Source organism: Colwellia sp. Bg11-28 (assembly GCF_002836245.1).
GTDB classification, from domain to species: domain Bacteria; phylum Pseudomonadota; class Gammaproteobacteria; order Enterobacterales; family Alteromonadaceae; genus Colwellia; species Colwellia psychrerythraea_A.
The window spans coordinates 77,038-97,841 of the sequence record NZ_PJBA01000018.1 but is presented as its reverse complement, the minus strand read 5'-3'; the positions used below and the strand labels follow the sequence as shown (position 1 = coordinate 97,841).

Sequence of the window (20,804 nt, the reverse complement as noted above, 5' to 3'; positions counted from 1 at the left end):
CATGGCTAACGGTAAACGCTTGAAATTGCGCTTTGGACTTAGATCAAAACTGTTATTGCTTTCAAGTTTTCTGTTTGTCATTCCTTGGTTTGGTTATCAATATGTCTGGGAAATGGAAAAATATTTGCGCTTTGGACAAGAGCAAACATTAGTGGGCACAGCGCGGGCGTTAGCGACTGCTTTGCATGAGCGTGAAAACCTATTTAATAACCAAGCGAGTTTTTTACCTAATGTTGAACAAGGTAAAGATCTTTATGGCTATAAATTAACAGAAGCCGTGAATTTAGACGGTTTACCTAATGATTGGCCTGACTTCAATCAACGCACTCATTTTTATAACCAGCAACAGCAGTTATTTGCCAACGAGCCATTAAGCCTAAATTTTAAAGCGAGTGTCGGTAAGTATAATAATTACTTGTATTTGTTTTTTCAGGTGGTTGATAACCGCTTGATCTTTCGTGGTGAAAATACCCGAAGTATCACCAATAACGATCATTTAGCCCTGTCTTTTAGTGATACCAACAATAAGTTAAATCGCTTTATTATCAGTAATAAAAAAGCAGGTTGGATATCTGCCTTTGCACTTACTGATGATGAAACTGCTATCCCTGCGCCGGCGCCACAGATTCAAGGACACTGGTTACCAACGTCACAAGGTTATAATATCGAGTTAAGAGTACCTTTAGACAACTTAGGCGATAACATTGCTTTTGCTTTTTATGACGTAGATAAAACCAATAGTGAAGCCATCTCTGCCATTGGTTCAGCAGATCCCAGTAAAGAAGAAAGCTTGGGAACTATTGTTGTCCCTTCGCCTGAGATTGAACGTATTGTTAAAGGCATGCGTTATACCAATTCTAGCATTTGGGTTGTTGATCAACACCACCGAGTGCTCGCTAGCGCAGGCTCACTAAATTCAGCCAGTGGCGTTTGGCATGCGCAAGAAAAGCAGCCCAAAGAAGGTGAAAAAAATAGTCTCTGGTATCAGTTTAAGCAACAATTTTTATTGCCTCTGTATTATAAAATTCTAACTAAACCGTCGACAGACTTTATCGATCAACTCTATGATGCACAGCACTTACAAGGTTCACATATTGTAAATGCGTTAAGTGGTAAGGCAACCTCTCAATGGCGTTTAACGACCGATAAAAAAGCCCTAGTGCTTTCTGCTGCGTATCCTATTTTTATTAATAACCAAGTAAAAGGTGCTGTCATTGTTGAAGAGACAACAAACGGCATACGTAGTTTACGAAATCGCGCGTTAGAAAAACTATTTACCGTCATTTTAGCGATTATGAGTTTAGGCGCGCTGACCTTTATTTTATTTGCTTCACGTATTTCATCGCGAATACGACAGTTATCTAGTCAAGCCGAACTAGCTATTGATAAACAAGGTCGAATTATTGGCCAAATGCAGGCATCTAACAGTAATGATGAAATAGGTGATTTATCTCGCAGCTTTACCACAGCGGTTAACCGCTTAAGTGAGTACAACCACTATTTAGAAAATATGTCTTCTCGATTATCTCATGAATTAAGAACGCCAATCGCCGTGGTTAAAACCTCATTAGACAATTTAAGTTTACTAGAAACGCAGCAAGCTCAAACAGGTAAAACCAATAATCCATATATCGAAAGAGCACAAACCGGCATCAAAACGTTGAACTTAATTCTTACCAATATGAGTGAAGCAACTCGCCTTGAACAAATGTTATCGAGCACTGAAAAAATTGATTTTGATTTACAGCAAGTTGTTAAAGGCTGTATTTCTGGCTATCAGCAAATATACCCAACAATGCAGTTCATCTTGAATATTGACGTTAAGGCTCCGAATGCAAGTACATTTATTTTGCATGGCTCTCCTGAACATATAGTGCAATTGTTAGATAAAGTAGTCAGTAATGGGGTTGAATTTAGCCAAGATAATATCATCACTATTGAGTTGAAAAAGAGCAGTAATAAGCACAATGCTGAACTGCTTATTAGTAATAATGGCATTTTATTACCAGAGCAACTGAGCGAAAGTTTATTTGATTCCATGGTGTCATTACGTGATAAAAACCAAAAAATTCAAAATAAACAAGTTGTGCCACACCTTGGTTTAGGGTTATATATTTCTCGCTTAATTTGTCAGTTCCATCAGGGAAATATCAGCGCTTATAATCATCAAAATCCAGCTGGTGTTACGGTTCATATTAGTTTGCCTACCAAGGTCTAATAACAGTTTTTTTTGAGTCGCGCGTATACTGGGGCCCTCTCTTATCCACAAAAGATAGTCATTATTTTACTAAACAAAATATCTAGTCAGCATCTTAAAGGCGATATCTTCGGCGGTTTAACCGCTGCAGTAATAGCATTACCCTTAGCATTAGCCTTTGGCGTATCATCAGGAGCAGGGGCTATAGCCGGTGTTTACGGCGCGATTTTTGTTGGTTTTTTTGCGGCGCTATTTGGTGGAACTGCCACACAAATATCCGGTCCAACCGGACCTATGAGTGTAGTAATGGCTTTAGTGTTCACTCAATTAATCGGCAGTCATCCTGACACTGGCTTGGTGCTCGCTTTTACCTGTGTCATTTTAGCCGGCTTATTCCAAATATTATTTGGTTTACTCAAACTAGGTAAGTATTTTGTTATGGTTCCCTATCCTGTTATTTCTGGCTTTATGACAGGCATTGGCATCATTATTATTCTGCTGCAAATATCGCCACTGTTAGGTAGCGCAGGGGACAGTAATGCATTAGCAGCCTTAATGAATATTCCGAACGCACTCAGTCAGCAAAATACTTTAGCGACGGTACTGGGTGTGATCACCTTGTTGTTTATGATCTATTGGCCTGAAAAATGGACCAAAATAATTCCTGCACCATTGTTTGCCTTAATCACCTTAACGGTTATTAGTGCGACCTTTTTTAGCCAACAAGGCATCTCTGTTATCGGGGAAATTCCGACAGGATTTCCGAGTTTATCAATGCCTAGCCTATCGCTAGAGTCACTGTCTCAGGTTAGCTATTTTGCCTTTTTATTAGCGGTATTAGGCGCTATCGACTCATTACTTACTTCAATGGTTGCTGATACGCTGACCGAAACTCACCACGATAGTGATAAAGAGCTGATCGGCCAAGGAATTGCTAATACTATTGCTGGTTTTTTTGGTGCATTGCCGGGCGCAGGGGCGACCATGCGCACTGCCATTAATATTCGTGCGGGAGGTAAAACAGCCCTGTCGGGCATCATACATTCTATCACTTTACTCATTGTTATTCTTTGGGCAGGAGATTACGCACAGTATATTCCCCATACTGTTTTGGCAGGTATGCTGATTAAAGTGGGTCTTGATATTATTGATTGGCGTTTCATTTTTCAGATAAAAAAAGTTGGATTATTTTCGGCTGCTTTAATGTTATTGGTGTTACTGCTTACCGTTTTTGTTGATTTAATCACTGCCGTATTAGTCGGTATGTTCATCGCAAATTTAGTGACATTAGATCGTTTAACTCATATTCAACTTGATAATATTACCTTCAAAAGAGGGGATGAATTACTTAGTGAAATAAGCAGTGAAACAATGATTGAAGTAAATAGTGAAATGACATCAAACGAGACGAATAGTGCGTTAACGGATGATATTCAAAACAACCTGAGTAAGTCCCTAGCAAATACGCTTTTACTCGAAATAGACGGTCCAGTTAGTTTTGCTGTTTCTAGGGAGTTATCACGTCGCTTCACTGAGAACCTAGCGTTCACTACTTTAGTGATAGATTTATCGAACGCCAAATTGATAGGAACAACCACCGCAATTATGATCACCGATCTTATCGACCGGACTAAATCAAAAGATAAAACTGTGTTGGTTATCACGGGTAATGAGAAAATTAATCAGTCATTAGATAAGTTATCTTTAGCAACCTTATTAGATAAAAAATATCAATTCACCAATAGAGAGCAAGCACTGCAAACGCTTATTTAAACAGTAAGAAATCAAAGCTAATTACTATGGCTAGCTGTAGGCGATTGTGGATCTTGATAAATAATGAAAAAGGCGTCACGCGATAAGGAATGCTAACCGTATTCGACTGATTTGTTTATCAAACCAAGCCGTTTAATTTTTTCCGTTGTCGTTATCATTGTCTTCTGCTAGTTCATCATCGTCATCAATTATATCTGGAGTCACAGTGTCGACAACGTCGATAGTCCCACCAACAACTGTTGTAGTGACATCTACCGCGGCAGATAAAACCGTAGCGGCAATACAACCAGATAAGCTAAAAAGCACGTATAACAACAAAAAACCTTGCGCAATTTTTTTCAAGATGACCTTTCCAAATGAATAAATATAGAACTATTTAGAATACGCTAATTTAATGGCGAATCAATCATTGTTTCAATGCCATATTAAGCGATAACACAGCTAAATATGCGTTTAAAAACCAAACACGGCATAGGTTATTGGTGTCTATTTTATCATAATTGCATAGCTACTCGGCTAACTCTACTGGTACTTAGCTAGCCATTTGGTGATACGAGCTTTATCGCGATTTTCATATGCCTTAATTGCTGGTAATAGAGCCAAGTTAACGTCTATTTCTGTGTCATTACCTATCGCTGTTAAAATCATTGTGTACCATGCCGTTATCCCTCCATGAGGTGGTGACTCGAATTTTGGAAAATGAGGAATGAATCCTATACCGCTTATCCACTCTTTTGGTAGATCAGGTTTATGTATCAAAGCACGTCCTAAGCCAACAAAGTCCACGGTATCTGAAGATAGAACATTTGTTGCCTGCTCGCGTGTTTTAAAGCCACCTGTAACTACCAAAGGTATATTGGTCACACTTCTAGCTTTTATCGCAAAATCAACAAAGTATGGTCCACCTGAAGCGGAATCAGAGCTTGATTTAGCTCCCGGAAAATAAGAGCCACCACTTAACTCAATCAAGTCGATTGAAGTCTTATCAAGAATGCGCACTACCTCTAAAGCATCTTCCTGAGATAGACCACCTTCTAATTGATCAGAAGAGTTCATCTTGATGCCAATAGGAAAAGTACGTCCAACCGTTAATCGAATTTTTTCAATTATTTCTACAATAATTTGGCTGCGAGCCTCTATACAACCTCCATACCGATCTTTTCGACGATTAAATAGGGGAGAAAGAAACTGACTGAGCAGAAAGCCATGACCTGCATGAATTTGAACACCTGTAAATCCGGTATCTTGTGCGATTATCGCAGCTTTGGCATACATGTCTGGTAAACGAGATATTTCTTTTTCTGTCATACCTGAACATTCAAATTCACCTATCTTAAGATGTGATGGACCTTTAAGTTGGCTAAGTGGTTGGTATGCAAGCGCTCCAGCATGTCCTAATTGAGGCCATATATGAGCATCATTAATTGCGGCTCGAGAGGTTAATGCCTGCAAAGCTTTTTTGTTCGAATTCTTGTCTAATACTAGATTTCCAGGATTTTCAGGATATTTGGCGTCCACTTGCACTTCGCCAACTATTGATAATCCAATACCACCCTGTGACCATCGCTCGTAAAGTCGAATTTGAGTTCCCGTTGGGTTGCCTTCCCCGTCAGCAAGTGAGTCCGACATTGCTGACTTTATGAGACGGTTTTTTATGATTGCTCCACATGGGAGTTTCAATGGGCTATTAAGTAAATCATCGTTGTGTAATGGTTGAGCCATTTTTACCTCTCAAAGTGCGAATAACTATAAAGTGAAGAACTATTTATGATAGTGACATTATCCATAACTTTTACTAAACTAAAACACACTAATAGTACGAACACTTTTAAATATAAGTTAATAATGAATACTTCAGATCTAAATCTATTCATACGAATTGTCGAAACAGGCAGCATAACGGAAACCGCAAACCAAGTTAATCTAACGCCTGCGGCAGTCAGTTCAGCTCTCAAAAGATTAGAAAAACAGTTAGATGTACAGTTACTTATTAGAACGACAAGACAATTGAGGATTACGCCACAAGGAGAGCAATTTCTGTTTCATTGCCGCAATGCGTTAGCTAGTTTAGAGCAAGGGCGTATATCGGCACATCAGACACAAGGCAAGGTGAGTGGGAAGCTGAGGTTATCCGTTTCGTCTGACTTAGGTCGTAATACCCTTTTACCTTGGATAGAAGAGTTGCTTGAAGAGCATCCTTTATTGTCGATTGACTTGACTGTAGGTGATTCAGTTTCAGACTTTTACTTAGATCAAGTTGACATGGCCCTTCGTTTTGGGAAGCCAGTGGACTCATCCATGGTTTCATTTCAGATTGCAACTATGAGTAGAATCACTTGCGCATCTCCTGCTTATATATCGAAGTATGGAAATCCAGAAACCCCAGAAGATCTGCGTAATCATAATTGTTTATTACACCGTAGAGCTGGTCGTTTATTTGATCATTGGGAGTACACTGATAGTTTAGGTACATACAAAATCAAAGTTAATAGCAATAGAATAAGTAATGACACAGATATAGTGAGACGTTGGGCTGTTAGTGGTAAAGGTATTGTCTACCGCTCCCTGATTGATGTTTATTCAGATTTAAATAGCGGACAGCTTGTACAGCTCTTATCGGGTTATGATTCGTCTTCTGTTGAACTGCATTTGATTTGTCCAAACAGAGAGCAGGTCAGCCCCGCAGTGATTGCATTTAGGGAGCTTCTTAGGGGTAAAATTTCAAAAGTTCTCTCTTGATGATTGCCTCCCAAAACTTATCAAAAATACCACATGTTGAAAATATACAGAAACGAATTAGAGCAAATAACTGCTCAAGGATCGTAATTAACGGTAAAATATAAAATGAATGTCGGCTTAGAGCTTTGAAGCGGACGTTAGTATTAAAGAGTTATTAACTTCCGCTTCGCGCATCATTTAGTTGACTTTTTTTTATTTTATTACGATGTGTGATGTTTGTTGTGATTTCCTTACTGATTTTAACGAAAAATAGTCATTAAATTTATCCTATTCCGCTACAGCCCAGAAAGTATTGAGCGAGACTCTTACTTTATTTGAATATTCAAACGACTCACTATTTCTGCTGTTTTTGGTTGTCATTAAACTGAAACCTTAATGCAACATAAGCGTCATGATTTTTCAGTTTAACTGTCATATTTCCTCGGTACACTTTGTCATATTCTTGAATACCAATAATTTAACCTCTGTTCTAACTATGCAGATTACTGTTGGTATTTATAATTTATGACGCTCTTATCAATAAGAGCTAAAAAGAGAAAGGGTAAACCGATGATGTTGTCTAAACTCACCAAAGCAAGCCTATTAATTAGCCTTACCACGAGTAGTTTAATCTTCGCTACTGCAGCGAGTGCTACTGATCCTTCAAGCAGTACCTCGTTAAATAAGGTGGTTAATGCTGGTCAGCAAATCAATCATTCTGCCGCTAAATCACAACAAAAAGTAAACACTTTAACTAACCAAGCACAAACTAAGTTACAGCAATTTCATGTGGTCACAAAAGAAGTTGATGGCCTCAGTGTTTATAACCAACAAATGCAAGCACAACTTGATAGCCAAATGACCGAACTAGCCCAGTTAGCAAGGTCGATGGAAGAAGTTAGTATTATTGAGCGTCAAATCTCGCCATTAATGGCACGTATGATTAGCACCTTAGATACCTTTGTTACCCTTGATGTTCCTTTTTTACCAAGCGAAAGAACCAAGCGTGTTGAAGATTTAAAAACCATGATGAATCGTGCTGATATTGCCGTTTCTGAAAAGTTTCGCCGGGTATTAGAAGCGTACCAAATTGAAGTTGATTACGGTCGTACCATTGAAGCTTACAGCGGAATATTACCTATTGATGGTAAAAAAATGGATGTTGATTTTTTACGCATCGGGCGCGTGAGTTTGGTTTATCAAACGCGTGACGGTAGCCGTTTAGGTGAATGGAAACAATCTTCAAAAGGGGGAGAGGGTCAATGGCAAGCACTCTCACAAGATTATCGTTTAGGTATTAATAAAGCCTTACGTATAGCCCGTAAACAGTTAGCACCAGATTTAATTATGGTACCGGTGTCTATTAATGAAACCTCGACACAAGCAGAGTAATAATGATGACTAATTATCCTAATAAAATACGAAACACAGTAGCTAAAACGTTAAAAAACTCGGTATCTAAGCTAAATAAAGCAGGTAAAAAAGCGTTAACTGTTTCTGTGCTTTCAATGACATTTGCTTCATTAAGTTGTTTAAGTGCTGTTAGTCATGCACAAGATGCGCTCACCCTTGATGATTTATTAAATCAACTAGAGCAGGGTCAAATAACGCAAACTAAGCAAAACCAAGCAAGAGAAAGTCAATTTAAAGCCAAAGTAAATCAACAGCAAGATATGCTGAATGATATGAGTTATCAGCGTGATAATGCGTTAGTACTCAGTGTACAGCTTGAACAAAACTTTGCGGATAACGAAATTAAGCTGGCAAACAAAGCTGAGGCGTTAGATAAACGTTTAGGTGAATTAAAAGAATTGTTTGGTGTATTACAGCAAGTATCAGGTGATACCCGCAGTAAATTTCAGACGTCAGTTATTTCTGCGCAAATACCAGGGCGTGGTCAGTTTTTAGATGAATTTGCACAAAGCATGGGCTCAAGCTCAAAGCTAGCATCCATTGCAGAAATTGAGCGTTTATGGTTTGAATTACAACGCGAAATGACACAAAGCGGCAAAGTCACCACCTTCAACCGTGAAGTTGTCTTAGCGAATGGCGATCGTAACAATGCCGCAGTGACGCGTGTTGGTGGTTTTAACTTAATCTCCAATGGTAAATATTTAGAATATATTGATGAAACAGGTACGGTTGCTGAGCTAATTAGACAGCCTTCTAATCGGTATTTAGCATCAACAAGTGACTTGGTTAACAGTGGCGGTAACACCACCTCTTTTGCCTTAGACCCAACAGGTGGTTCAATTTTAAGCTTATTAGTGCAAGCACCTGATTTGAAAGAACGTGTCGACCAAGGTGGCCCGGTAGGTTACATCATCTTAGCGATTGGTTTAGTCGGACTACTTATCGCGCTAGAACGTCTTATTAGTTTAGTGTTTATTGGCTCTAGAGTTGAACGACAACTTAAGTCAGCAGTTGCATCAAGTGATAATCCTCTGGGTCGTGTTATGCAAGTTAAAGATAACAATCCGAACCTAGATACTGAAACCTTAGAACTTAAATTATCTGAATCTATTTTAAGAGAAGTCCCTAAGTTATCTAAACGCTTAACGTTGATTAAAATCATCTCAGTGGTTGCACCGCTAATCGGCTTACTCGGAACGGTAACGGGTATGATTAATACCTTCCAAGCCATTACCTTGTTTGGTACCGGGGACCCTAAACTGATGGCTGGCGGTATTTCTCAAGCGCTTGTTACTACGGTTTTAGGCTTAGTGGTTGCCATTCCAATGGTCTTTATCTTTGCTTACTTAAATGGTCGTAGTCGTAACATTGTTAATATTTTACAACAAGAAAGTACTGGCATCATTGCAGAAAGAGCTGAATCAGCAGAGCTAGCTCAAAGCCAAACACTTGCAGGTCAAGGAGCATAAATAGTGATTGCCTTAATGGAAATGTACGATGCCATTAATGAGTTTATGGATACCGGTGGTCAAGTATTAATCGTGATTGCCGCTGTTATCTTCATTATGTGGTTGTTGATTTTTGAACGCTTTGTTTTTGTTTTTTACAGCTATCGCAGTGTAAAGAAACATATGGTCAGTGTATGGCAAGGTCGCAAAGAGCAAACGTCTTGGTACAGCGAACAAATACGCAACGCGCTAATTTCTCGTGGTACGACTAAGTTAAATCGTAATTTAGCACTTATTCAATCCCTGGTTGTCTTGTGTCCGCTGTTAGGTTTACTGGGCACGGTAACAGGCATGATTGAGGTGTTTGATGTGATGGCAATATCAGGAAGCGGTAATGCAAGGTCGATGGCATCGGGTGTATCACGAGCTACTATCCCTACTATGGCAGGTATGGTCGGTTCACTATCAGGTGTATTTACTGCAACTTGGTTACGCCGAAACGCTAAAAAAGAAGCTGAATTGCTCGCCGATAGTTTAACGGTTAGTCATTAAACATTAAGTTAATAATGAGTAGCTATTTAACCTCAGGTGAAATGGCTATTCAAAATAGAAATTGTTGGAGTTAGTTATGCGTCATTTAAATCAAATGTTACAAGATCAAGATGAAAAAGAAGAAATTGATATGACACCCATGCTTGATGTGGTGTTTATTTTACTCATATTTTTTATTGTAACTGCCTCATTTGTTAAAGAAGCAGGTATTGATGTTAATCGTCCTGAAGCCGCTACAGCGGTAAAGAAAGAGCGTGCCAATATCTTAGTTGCTATTAGTGATAAGGGCGATATTTGGATCAATAAACGCAAAGTGGATATTCGCAGTGTACAAGCGAATATTGAGCGTTTAAAAGCAGAGAACCCACAAGGTACTGTTGTGATTCAAGCGGATAAAAAATCGACCACTGATACCTTAATTAAGGTGATGGATTCTGCCCGTGCCGCCGGGGTTTATGATGTGTCTATTGCCGCGCAAGAGGCCTAGGAATAGGTTAAGGATCTAATATGTCAACAAACATGCCAATAAATATGTCAACAGATACGTCACAACAAATCATAGTACGCAGTGGCGCTCGATACGTTATTGCGGGCGCATTAGCATTAAGTATGACCTTTCTCTTACTGTGGGGAATGCAAAAGTTAATTGCCGGTGGCAATGAAGTGATGACAGACCCTGCCAAAGGCAGTGTGCTTGATTTCATCCGCTTAAAAAAAGATGAAGCGATTGTTAAAAAAGAGCGTAAACCGCAAAAACCAGCTAAGCCAAAAGAGCCGCCACCACCAATGAACGCACCTCAAATGCAGCAGTCCAACCCTAATGCGAATGCGGCGAAAAGTAGTTTTGCAGCGGATATTCAAGGGGATATTGGTTTATCGGGTGGTTTGAGCTTAGACAGTGGCGATGGTGATTATTTGCCGATTGTTAAGGTGGCTGCTATTTATCCACGACGTGCGCAATCTCGTGGTATTGAAGGCTTTGTTATTGTTGAGTTTGTTGTGACCAAAACAGGCTCAGTCAGTCATGCCAAGGTAGTGCAAGCAAAACCTGAAGGGATATTTGATAGAGCTGCCCTTGATGCGGTTGCTAAGTTCAAATACAAACCACGTGTTGTTGATGGTGTTGCCATGGAAGTGGCTGGCGTACAGAACAAAATTAGTTTTGAAATTGATGGTTAACCCTTTTGGGATAACCTTACAAATCACTTATTACTAATTAATAGTTAATTAATAGCTAATGAAGGAGCAAATTATGAAAAGTAAAAATTCCTTACTTCTGACAACCGTATTTACTTTACTTGTCACGATAACAACCAGCAACGTTTTCGCTGCTGAAACAGCAACAGTTAAAGCAGATGAAAACAGCACTGATAAAAAAAACGTCTCTAAAAAGAGCTATCGCGTCAGTAAAAAAGTACCGGCAATGCGTAACCGCGTATATTCACAATTATCACGGGCCCAACAGCTGGCTGATGACGGTGATAAAATAGAGGGCTTTGAAGTCTTAGCCGAAGTAGAAGATCGACTTAATAGCTTAAATAGTTATGAACGTGCCATGTTATTCAATTTTTACGGTTTTATGTATTATGCCAATGAAGATATAACATTAGCAGTTGATAGCTTTAATAAAGTGATTGCTGAAACCGCAATACCTGATAGTTTGATTATTTCTACGCTGTATTCTTTAGCGCAATTGAGCATGCAGCAACAGCACTACAAAGAAGCACTAGATTACTTAACCCAGTGGCGCGAGATTAACGCTAAAGAGCTAACTGGCACGCAAGAAATGTTATTTGCACAAGTTTATTACCAAGACAAAGATTTTGTTAATAGCTTAAAACATAGTGAAATGGCCATCAGTTTAGTTGAAGCGAAAAACAAACACCCTAAAGAGAATTGGCTCACTTTACAACGCGCTACTTATTATGAGCTAAAGCAACCTAAGCAAGTAACCAAAGTAATGGAAAAGCTCATACGCTTATATGATAAACCACAATACTGGTTACAACTGTCAAGCATGTACGGTGAAATTGGTGAAGAAGATAAACAAATGGCCGTCATGGAAGCAGCTTACCTAGCGGGCTATATCACCAAAGCGAGCGATATCCTTACCTTATCGCAACTCTATTTGTTTCATGGTGCACCCTTTAAAAGCGCTGCAGTTTTGGAAGACTCCATTGCTCAAGGCAGTATTTTTGCCGATGAAGATAACCTAAGCATGTTGGCTCGTGCCTATTTGACCGCGAAAGAATATGATAAAGCGACCAAAGTATTGGTTCGCGTGAGCGACATTGCCCAATCAGGAAAGCACGATGCTTTGTTAGCACAAACGTATTTGAATACTGAGCAATGGCAAGCGGCGATAAACTCTTCAACGTTAGCCTTAGCTCGATACGCTAAGCATAAGGAAAATAAAGGCAATCAAGTAAATGATATTGCCAATATGCATTTAATTTTGGGCATGGCGAATTTCAACCTGAAAAAATTTGAACGATCTTTAACGTCCTTTGCCAAAGCGGCACAATTTACCAGTACTAAAAAAACGGCTTTGCAATGGGGCAAGTATGTTGAGCGAGAACAACAACATCATAAAGTACAGTTAGCCATGCTTAATTAGTTTACGACGGTTAACGAATGACAACAAAAAAGCGCCTAAGGGCGCTTTTTTGTTGTAGGCATTTTATTGCCGATAGTTCAGTATTTATATCTTTATAATTTTAGCCATTCATTCAAATTAATTAGGGTCTGTTGAACTTTCGCGGTTAAATTTTGTTCGAGATAAAAGCGTTTTAATCGCGGCGAGTCGTGTGTAGCCTAGTCACTCTAAGCAAATACTACTCAACAATGAGTAAGACGCTTTTAGCCGAATCCTTCGGACAGCGTTTGTTGGTCATTTGTACGGCGTTATCGTCTTTTTATGTGGAACAACCACATGACAAAGGCTCTGCCTTGTATAAATACCCAAAAAAACGCTGTAAAAACAATCTCGAAAGATCAGCAGACCCTAGTGTTAGTAACGCTATTTCTTGAAGTTTATTCCTGTTAATACAAATACTTTGAGTTTGAACTATTTAACGGGTATATAATCCTATTTATGGAAACTGTGAACTTTTAAAGGGTATTTAATGAAAACTAACTTTATCTCTCCAATCTTTCTTTGGACACTACTATTACTCGCCAATATGATGCTGTTCGGCTGTGGCGAGCAAAATAGCAAGCCAGTGAAAGAGGGATCAGATGTTAAGGTGTCAGTTGATGCTGAAGTCAGTGCGAAACAGACAATCGCTAGCGGTGAACCTAATGAAAGCAGTTTTAATTTACAGCAAGTACAAAAAGACTATGGTGAAACACCTCTTACCGTACTAGACGTTTCTGAACGTAGCAAAGACGGTAGAAATTCTGTTGCCATTACATTATCTGTTCCCCTAGACCCTTCTAAAAATCACCAGCAATATTTTAATATCAGTGCTGCAGATAAAGGCGCTATCGACGGTGCATGGGTTATTTCAAAATCAGGCAAAACTATTTGGTTTCCGTATGTTGACCCCGATACTTCTTTTGATGTCACCATTTATCAAGGTTTAGTGGCTGCTAATGGCAAAGTTTTAAGTAAAACGATAAACAAAAAAGTTAAAACCAGTAGCATCACTGCGAGCATTAACTTTGATACTACGGGAGCCTTTTTAACTCAGGGTTTAGGCAATGGTTTACCGGTAGTATCGGTAAACATTGATGCAGTAGATCTTAATTTTTATCAAGTAAACGATAAAGATCGTCAACATTTTTTGCAAGAAATGTCCTATAAAAACTATCGCTGGGATATGAAGAGAATTACTCAATTTAGCGAGCTTGTTTATAGTGGTCGGTACGATCTCGACCAACCTAAAAATACCCGCGTTAAACGCAGTATTAACATTGAAGGCATAGCACAGCTCTCAGAGCCAGGTATCTACTTAGCTGTGATGACCCAAGCGGGTGCCTATGATAATCATCAGGTTATGTGGTTCTCTGTGACGGATATCGGTCTTCATGCCCGTTTATATAATAAACAATTAGATGTTTACGCCTCTTCATTAAAAACCGGTAAAGCTATAGGAAACGTTGCTGTGACTTTAGTGAATGACAAGGGCAATATCTTACAGCAAGGTGTTACCTCGCCAAGTGGTGAAGCTTCATTTGCCAGTGATTTAACTTCAGCGTCATTAATCATTGCGCAAAATGAACAGCACTTCTCCATTATTGAGCTTAATAAACCGGCACTAGATTTGTCAGACTTTGATCTTGGTCTTCGCCCTTATAGAGCCCAAGAGTTATTTATATATGCACCGAGAAATTTATATCGTCCAGCAGAGTTTGTCGATTTTAATGCTTTATTACGTAGTGATGATGGCAAATTAACCGTAAAAAGTATTTTATCTGCCGCGATAAAAAGCCCCGATGGCAGCAAAATAAAAACCTTTAAGTGGCAAGGAGATGAACAAGGTTTTTATCATTATCAGTGGCAAATCCCCAAGAGCGCTGCATTAGGTAATTGGCAACTAGAAGTAGTGAATGTTAATCGAGAAAGTTTTACTTATGACTTTAAAGTGGAAGAGTTCTTACCTGAACGATTAAAAATCACTTTCAATACTAAAGCGCCACAAGAACGATTGCTAGCCACTAAAAAACAACACATTAAGTTGCCGATTTTAGGCGAGTATTTATTTGGTGCGCCAGCGTCAGGTAATCGACTTTCTACCCAAGTGAATACTACACAGTGGCGAAACCCTGTTGAGACCTTACCAAAATTTGAATTTGGCGATATTAGACAAACGCGTTTCAATAATCGTACGGAACTTAAAGACATTGAATTAGATGCCAAAGGACAAGCAATTATAAGCTACCAAGGTGATTGGAGTGGTTTGCATAGCCCATTAAAAGTTAATTTTATCAGTAGTTTATTTGAATCGGGTGGTCGCCCGGTAACACGTGCCTATTCAGCTTTAGTGTGGCCCAGCGATAAAATGTTAGGGATTAGAAGCAGTTTTGGCGAAGATAATCCGGCCGCAAATTCAACGGTTATTTTTGACATTGTTAAAGCGTCACTTGATGGCACTAAGCATAGCGCGAATGCTTTAGATATTAAATTGATACGTGAAGACCGACGTTATTTTTGGGTGTATTCTCAAAATAGAGGTTGGCATTATGAATGGAATGATAATGAGTTTGTTGAGCTAACAAGCTCGTTGACGATAAAAGACGGTGTAACAGCAAGCGTTGATTTTCCTGTTACTTGGGGCCGTTATCGCCTCGAAGTACGTGATGTTAACAGCGGTTTATTATCAAGTGTGCAGTTTTATGCCGGCACCAATTGGTATGCAGATTGGAAAAAAAGTCAATCAGGCAGCGGTGCTGCTAGACCTGACAAAGTGACCATGGCGCTGGATAAAGCAAGTTACGCCGCAGGAGATCTGGTCAAAGTGAATATTGTTCCTCCCCAGGCCGGTGAAGCCATCATTCTAGTGGAAGGAAATAGCCCGCTATGGTCAACGCGTCAGTTTATTCCTGCTGAAGGTGCCATTATTGAAATCCCTGTATCGGCGGATTGGCAACAGCATAATATTTATATCAGTGCGCTGGTCTTACAGCCGGGCGATAAACTCAAAACCATAACCCCTAAACGTAGTTTTGGCTTGGTTCACCTACCACTTCAGCGTGAATCACAACAACTCAATATTGAGTTTGAGGTTGCTGAAAAAGCACTTCCCATTAAAATATTACCTGTAAAAATAAAAGTGACAAATGAAGTCGGTCATCAAGTCGGTCAGAACACGGAAGCAGCGCCAATAGCTGAAAAAGTTTTTGTGACACTTGCTGCAGTTGATGTAGGTGTATTAAGTATTAGTGAGTTTAAAACGCCAGATCCCTTTGAGGCATTTTTTGGCCAGCGACGATATGAAGTCGATTCTCGGGATGTTTATAGTAAAGTTATTGAAGTTAACCAGGCTGAAAATGTCCGCTTACGTTTTGGTGGCGATAGTGATTTAACGCGAGGCGGCAAGGAGCCACAATCGGATGTGCAAATTGTTTCTTTATTTAGTGGTTTAGTGTCATTAGATGAACAGGGCGAGGCCATCATTCCATTAGATATTCCTGATTTCAATGGTCGGATTCGCTTAATGGCCTTATCTTTTTCTGCCGATAAATTTGGTCATAACGATAAAGAAGTCACTATAGCAGCCCCCGTTGTTACCCAGCTGGCTATGCCGCGATTCTTAGCGATGGGAGATGAAACTACCCTGGCCTTAGATGTAACTAACCTCAGTGGTGAACAGCAGCAGTTAACTGTACAGCTAAGCAGTTCAGGACCCGTTGCAGCCTTTGAACATACTAAAAAAATCACCCTTAAAAAGGGCGAGAAAACCACTCTTAACTATGCTGTGAAGGCCTTAGCACATGAAGGCAAAGCAAGATTTTCACTCAATGTCTCGGGTACAAAATTACTTGAAGATGTTAATCGAAATTGGTCTCTAGGTTTGCGGCCCGCTTATCCGGCAACGTTAACTCGCAGTCAGAAAATTCTTCAACAAGGTGATAGCCTGCGTCTTGACCCAAGTATTGCTCAAGCGTTATTTCCTGAGACTGTGCATGCCTCTTTAACTATATCGCCTAAAGCAAACATTGATCTTCAAGCGCAATTAACTCACTTATTACAATATCCTTATGGTTGTTTAGAGCAAACCAGTAGCCGTGCTTATCCATTGCTTTTTGCCACGCCAGGCAAACAGAAAAGTATGGGGATTAAAGCGGTTAGTGAAGATAAACGGTTAGATATGATCAATAAAGGCATCGAAAGATTAGCGATGTTACAGCTGAGTAATGGTGGTTATGGTTTATGGAATAATACCTCAGCAGAAGAGCACTGGTTAACTGCTTATGTTGCTGACTTTTTATTAAATGCCCGTGATATGGGCATAGCTGTACCTGAAGAAATGTTAGCTAAAACTTTAACGCGTTTGCAAAATTACTTAGCGCGCACCCGACCGTTTTATAACGAACGTTGGAGTGATGATGGTAAACACTATTACTTCGCTTACAAAGCTTATGCCGCTTATGTACTCTCTCGGGTGAATCAAGCGCCACTTGGCACCTTACGTAACTTGGCTAAAAACCATAGTGCTAACGCCAAAACTGGGTTGTCGCAAACACATCTAGCATTGGCATTATTTAACATGGGTGATAAAAAACGTGGTGAGCAATTAATGGCTGTCGCGTTAAATAATCTACCGAAAAAGAGACAACAATATCTCGCTGATTACGGTAGCCAAATACGTGATTTAGCACTAATGATCCATTTAATGTTAAAACACGATAAAGCTAAAGAAGAAGCTATCGCCCTTAGTTTTACCTTGGCTGAAGAGGTTAATTTACGTCAGTACTTGAGTACGCAAGAACGTAATGCCTTGTTCTTAGCCGGTTTATCACTGCAGGCGTTTCAAGGAAAACCTTGGTCTGCCAACGTTATTCTTGGCGCGGCTAACAATAAACTCAGCCAAACCTCGGTTTATCAGCAAGGTTTGTCGAGCGAGGTACTGCAACAAGCAGTAACTATCACTTCTGACAATAAACATCCGCTGTTAGCAAATATTAGCGTCAGTGGTTACGGTAAAAAAGCCCCGAAAGAAAGTGCCAATGGTTTGTCGATTCAAAGACAGTGGTTAAGCGTAAAAGGTAAAGAAACCAGTATTGATCAAGTCAAAGTCGGTCAGCTATTCTTGGTTCACCTGCAAGTCTCTGCTAAGCAGCGAACACCTGATGCCCTAGTGGTTGATTTGTTACCTGCGGGTTTTGAATTGGAAAATCAAAATCTCGGTAATTCGATAAAACTAGATGAGCTTAAAGTTGATGGGAAAACGATTGAATATTGGCAAAAAAATACGCCGATAACTTATCAAGAATATCGCGATGATCGTTTTGTTGCAGCACTTAACATTAGCAAACGTCGCACTGCGCATTTGTTTTACTTAGTGCGCGCGGTGACTCCCGGTGTTTACAAGGTACCAGCATCTTTAGTTGAAGATATGTATCGACCAGAGCTTAGAGGCATTGGTGCTACTATTGGCGATATAAGTATTAGTCAATAAGTATTGGTTGAAAACTATTAATCCAAAAGGAATACGTGTTGGTACTGTCATGATTAAACAAGGGTTAACAACCACTATTCGTTGGTGTAAACATCAACGAATAGTGGTCTTTTTGGCGTTAGCCTTGTTTATGTCACTCGCTGTGTTATTTACGCTTGATAGTCTTTACCCATTAAACTTACCTGAGAAAAATAACTTATTTGCCCGTGTTGTGGTGGATGAAAATGATCGACCATTACGAAGCTTTGCTGATAAAAATGGTATTTGGCGTTACCCGATAAAATTGCATCAAGTCTCCCCACTCTATATCGACGCATTAATTAATTATGAAGATCGCTGGTTCTGGCATCACCCGGGCATAAATCCGTTTTCATTGCTCAGAGCGACAATGCAAAATGTCGCGAGTAATAAAATTGTTTCTGGTGGCTCAACACTCTCAATGCAAGTGGCGAGGATTTTACATCCGCACAAGCGAAGTTTATGGGGAAAAACCAAGCAAGTATTAAGAACATTACAACTAGAGTGGCAGTTAGATAAAAAGCAAATTCTACAGCTTTATCTTAATACTGCGCCTTTTGGTGGAACGATTGAAGGAGTGCAGGCGGCAAGCTTTACCTACTTAAATAAATCGGCAAAAGAGCTTACTCATGCGGAAGCTGCTTTACTGGCGGTTCTCCCACAAGCACCTACTCGATATCGTCCTGATTTACATGCCTTAGCAGCTCAAAAAGCGAGAAATAAGGTATTACAAAGGCTTGCAGATTTTGATGTATGGCCACAAGAAATTGTGGATGATGCAATGTTAGAGCAAGTTTTTAGCTTTAATTTTCGCCCTAAGCAATTAGCGCCATTACTGGCTCGGCGATTATTGAATCATTCCAATGGTCAATCGGTGGTAAAAAGCACTATTGATAGTGACTTGCAGCTGGCGTTACAAGATTCACTTACCTCTTATATGACAAGGTTACCTAAACAAAGCTCAGCGGCTATTTTAGTGGTAGACAATAAAAACTCGGCAGTGAAGGCCTATATTGGCACCGCTGATTTTGCTAATGCAGAGCGACATGGTTATGTCGATATGGTGCAGGCCATCCGTTCTCCGGGGTCTACCTTAAAACCGTTTATTTATGGCTTAGCATTAGATGAAGGCTTGATTCATTCACATTCTTTACTGGCTGATGTTCCGCGCAGTTGGGGGGATTATCGCCCCAGTAATTTCAATGGTGCCTTTAATGGACCTGTGTCAGCGGCAGAAGCCTTGAAGCGTTCTCTCAATATGCCAGCAGTAGATCTTTTAGAGCGCTATGGCGTTAATCGTTTTGTTGCGCAATTAGAAAATGCGGGTTTAACCCTATCAATCCCAGGTGGAAAACCCAACTTAGCCATTATTTTAGGTGGCGCAGGAACCTCATTAGAACAACTCGTTGAAAGTTATTCGGCTTTTGCTAACCAAGGTAAAGTAAGTCAATTACGCTTTTTACAGAAAGAGTTAACACAAGATAAGCAAACACGTAATTTACTTTCCTCAGAGAGTGCTTGGGTGGTTCAAGAGCTCTTAGCTGGCATTGAACGCCCTGGCAGTATTGATACTTTTGCCTCGTCTTTACAACAAGGAAAGATGGCATGGAAAACAGGTACAAGTTACGGTTTTCGTGATTCTTGGGCAATCGGAGTAACCAAAGAATATACCTTAGGCGTATGGCTAGGTAGACCCGATGGCACCGCCATGCCAGGGCACTATGGCAGTATTAGTGCTGGGCCGTTATTATTTAATGTTGCTGACCGTCTTAATTTGAGTGCACAACAGATCACAAAACCTGACAAGGTAACGAAAGAGACAATATGTTGGCCTTTAGGCACCAGAAAAAGCGACACCCGAGCGAGTGATTGTCAGGAAGATCACCAAGCGTGGATTATTGACGATACTGTGCCGCCTACTTGGCATACCAGCGATGTAGATGCATGGCAAAGTGGACTTTTTACCTTTTGGACTAATCCAGCAAACCAATTGAGAGTTGCTATGGATTGCGCGACAGTGCCGAAAAAAGTTAACCATGTTGCTGTTTGGCCTAAGGTATTAGAGCCTTGGATTAAGGTAAAACAACGACGATTTACCTTGATACCTATGCTTGACCCTAAGTGTGCTAGCCCAGATATAGCCTCAAGTGCGACCTTAAAAATTACCGGTATTGAAGAGGGCAGTATTTATCGAAAGTCAGGGGATAAAGGCAAAATACCGAGCGTATGGTTAAAAAGCATTGGCGGCTTAGGTACACACAATTGGTATATCAACGGCAAACACAGTTATCAAATCAAGCCAAACCAAGGCAAAGAGCATTTATTATCAACCATAGGTAAGCAGCAAATCATAGTGCAAGACCAGCAAGGTAACAGTGATATGGTTACCCTGTTTGTTGAGTAAAAATAACTAAAGAAACGTGACTGTATTTATATACCCGTTCCACTTGAAGATGCATGATTCAGCTGGAATTAGAAACGCCTTTAGGCAAGGCATTGATTGAAGAGAATAGTTATTCTATTGTTGAAATCAATAACGCAGCATAAAGCGTTTCTAAACCA

General features: G+C 39.9%; 14 protein-coding genes. 12 read left to right on the top strand and 2 right to left on the bottom strand.

The genetic code is table 11. The features are described from left to right. Nucleotide 1: 1 nt before the first annotated feature. The gene (gene pdsS / locus CXF79_RS17795; RefSeq protein ID WP_101156919.1) at nt 2-2,218 is read left to right on the top strand and encodes a proteobacterial dedicated sortase system histidine kinase; all 2,217 of its coding nucleotides are present in this window, start codon (nt 2-4) and stop codon (nt 2,216-2,218) included. Nucleotides 2,219-2,230: 12 nt separating this feature from the next. Next, nucleotides 2,231-3,970, top strand: a complete 1,740-nt coding sequence (locus CXF79_RS17790; RefSeq protein ID WP_101156917.1) for a SulP family inorganic anion transporter — start codon at nt 2,231-2,233, stop codon at nt 3,968-3,970. 132 nt (nt 3,971-4,102) lie between these two features. Here the strand turns inward: CXF79_RS17790 and CXF79_RS17785 are convergent, their stop codons facing one another. Together CXF79_RS17785 and CXF79_RS17780 are read right to left on the bottom strand one after the other, a co-directional pair. Further along, on the bottom strand, nt 4,103-4,312 hold the full coding sequence (locus tag CXF79_RS17785; protein WP_101156915.1) for an NF038104 family lipoprotein: 210 nt from the start codon (nt 4,310-4,312) through the stop codon (nt 4,103-4,105). Nucleotides 4,313-4,492: 180 nt separating this feature from the next. After that, a complete protein-coding gene (locus CXF79_RS17780; RefSeq protein WP_101156913.1) occupies nt 4,493-5,692 on the bottom strand; it encodes an NADH:flavin oxidoreductase/NADH oxidase family protein in 1,200 nt (399 codons plus the stop codon). Nucleotides 5,693-5,815: 123 nt separating this feature from the next. Here CXF79_RS17780 and CXF79_RS17775 point away from each other — a divergent pair, with 123 nt between their 5' ends. The 10 genes from CXF79_RS17775 to pbpC all read left to right on the top strand — a co-directional run bounded on the left by CXF79_RS17775 (nt 5,816) and on the right by pbpC (nt 20,646). Further along, on the top strand, nt 5,816-6,709 hold the full coding sequence (locus tag CXF79_RS17775) for a LysR family transcriptional regulator (RefSeq protein WP_101156911.1): 894 nt from the start codon (nt 5,816-5,818) through the stop codon (nt 6,707-6,709). 549 nt (nt 6,710-7,258) lie between these two features. Beyond that, entirely contained in the window at nt 7,259-8,080 is an 822-nt protein-coding gene (locus tag CXF79_RS17770; RefSeq protein ID WP_011044720.1) for a DUF3450 domain-containing protein, read from the top strand. Nucleotides 8,081-8,196: 116 nt separating this feature from the next. Next, nucleotides 8,197-9,570 carry a MotA/TolQ/ExbB proton channel family protein gene (locus tag CXF79_RS17765; protein WP_101158222.1) on the top strand — a complete coding sequence of 458 codons (1,374 nt, stop codon included), beginning with the start codon at nt 8,197-8,199 and terminating at the stop codon, nt 9,568-9,570. Nucleotides 9,571-9,573: 3 nt separating this feature from the next. Then, nucleotides 9,574-10,101: a MotA/TolQ/ExbB proton channel family protein gene (locus tag CXF79_RS17760; protein WP_101156909.1), complete on the top strand. Its 528-nt coding sequence runs from the start codon at nt 9,574-9,576 to the stop codon at nt 10,099-10,101. Nucleotides 10,102-10,177: 76 nt separating this feature from the next. After that, complete coding sequence (locus tag CXF79_RS17755) at nt 10,178-10,588, top strand: ExbD/TolR family protein (RefSeq protein ID WP_011044717.1); 411 nt, start codon at nt 10,178-10,180, stop codon at nt 10,586-10,588. 44 nt (nt 10,589-10,632) lie between these two features. Then, nucleotides 10,633-11,280 (top strand): energy transducer TonB, encoded by a 648-nt coding sequence (locus CXF79_RS17750; protein WP_101158220.1) that lies wholly within the window; start codon nt 10,633-10,635, stop codon nt 11,278-11,280. A gap of 73 nt (nt 11,281-11,353) precedes the next feature. Next, nucleotides 11,354-12,718, top strand: a complete 1,365-nt coding sequence (locus tag CXF79_RS17745; protein ID WP_101156907.1) for a tetratricopeptide repeat protein — start codon at nt 11,354-11,356, stop codon at nt 12,716-12,718. Between the two features lie 188 nt (nt 12,719-12,906). Then, the gene (locus CXF79_RS23750; protein ID WP_101156905.1) at nt 12,907-13,131 is read left to right on the top strand and encodes a hypothetical protein; all 225 of its coding nucleotides are present in this window, start codon (nt 12,907-12,909) and stop codon (nt 13,129-13,131) included. A 95-nt stretch (nt 13,132-13,226) separates the two neighbouring features. Next, the gene (locus tag CXF79_RS17735) at nt 13,227-18,224 is read left to right on the top strand and encodes an alpha-2-macroglobulin family protein (RefSeq protein ID WP_101156903.1); all 4,998 of its coding nucleotides are present in this window, start codon (nt 13,227-13,229) and stop codon (nt 18,222-18,224) included. A gap of 7 nt (nt 18,225-18,231) precedes the next feature. Further along, nucleotides 18,232-20,646: a penicillin-binding protein 1C gene (gene pbpC / locus CXF79_RS17730; RefSeq protein WP_198560097.1), complete on the top strand. Its 2,415-nt coding sequence runs from the start codon at nt 18,232-18,234 to the stop codon at nt 20,644-20,646. Nucleotides 20,647-20,804: the final 158 nt, after the last annotated feature.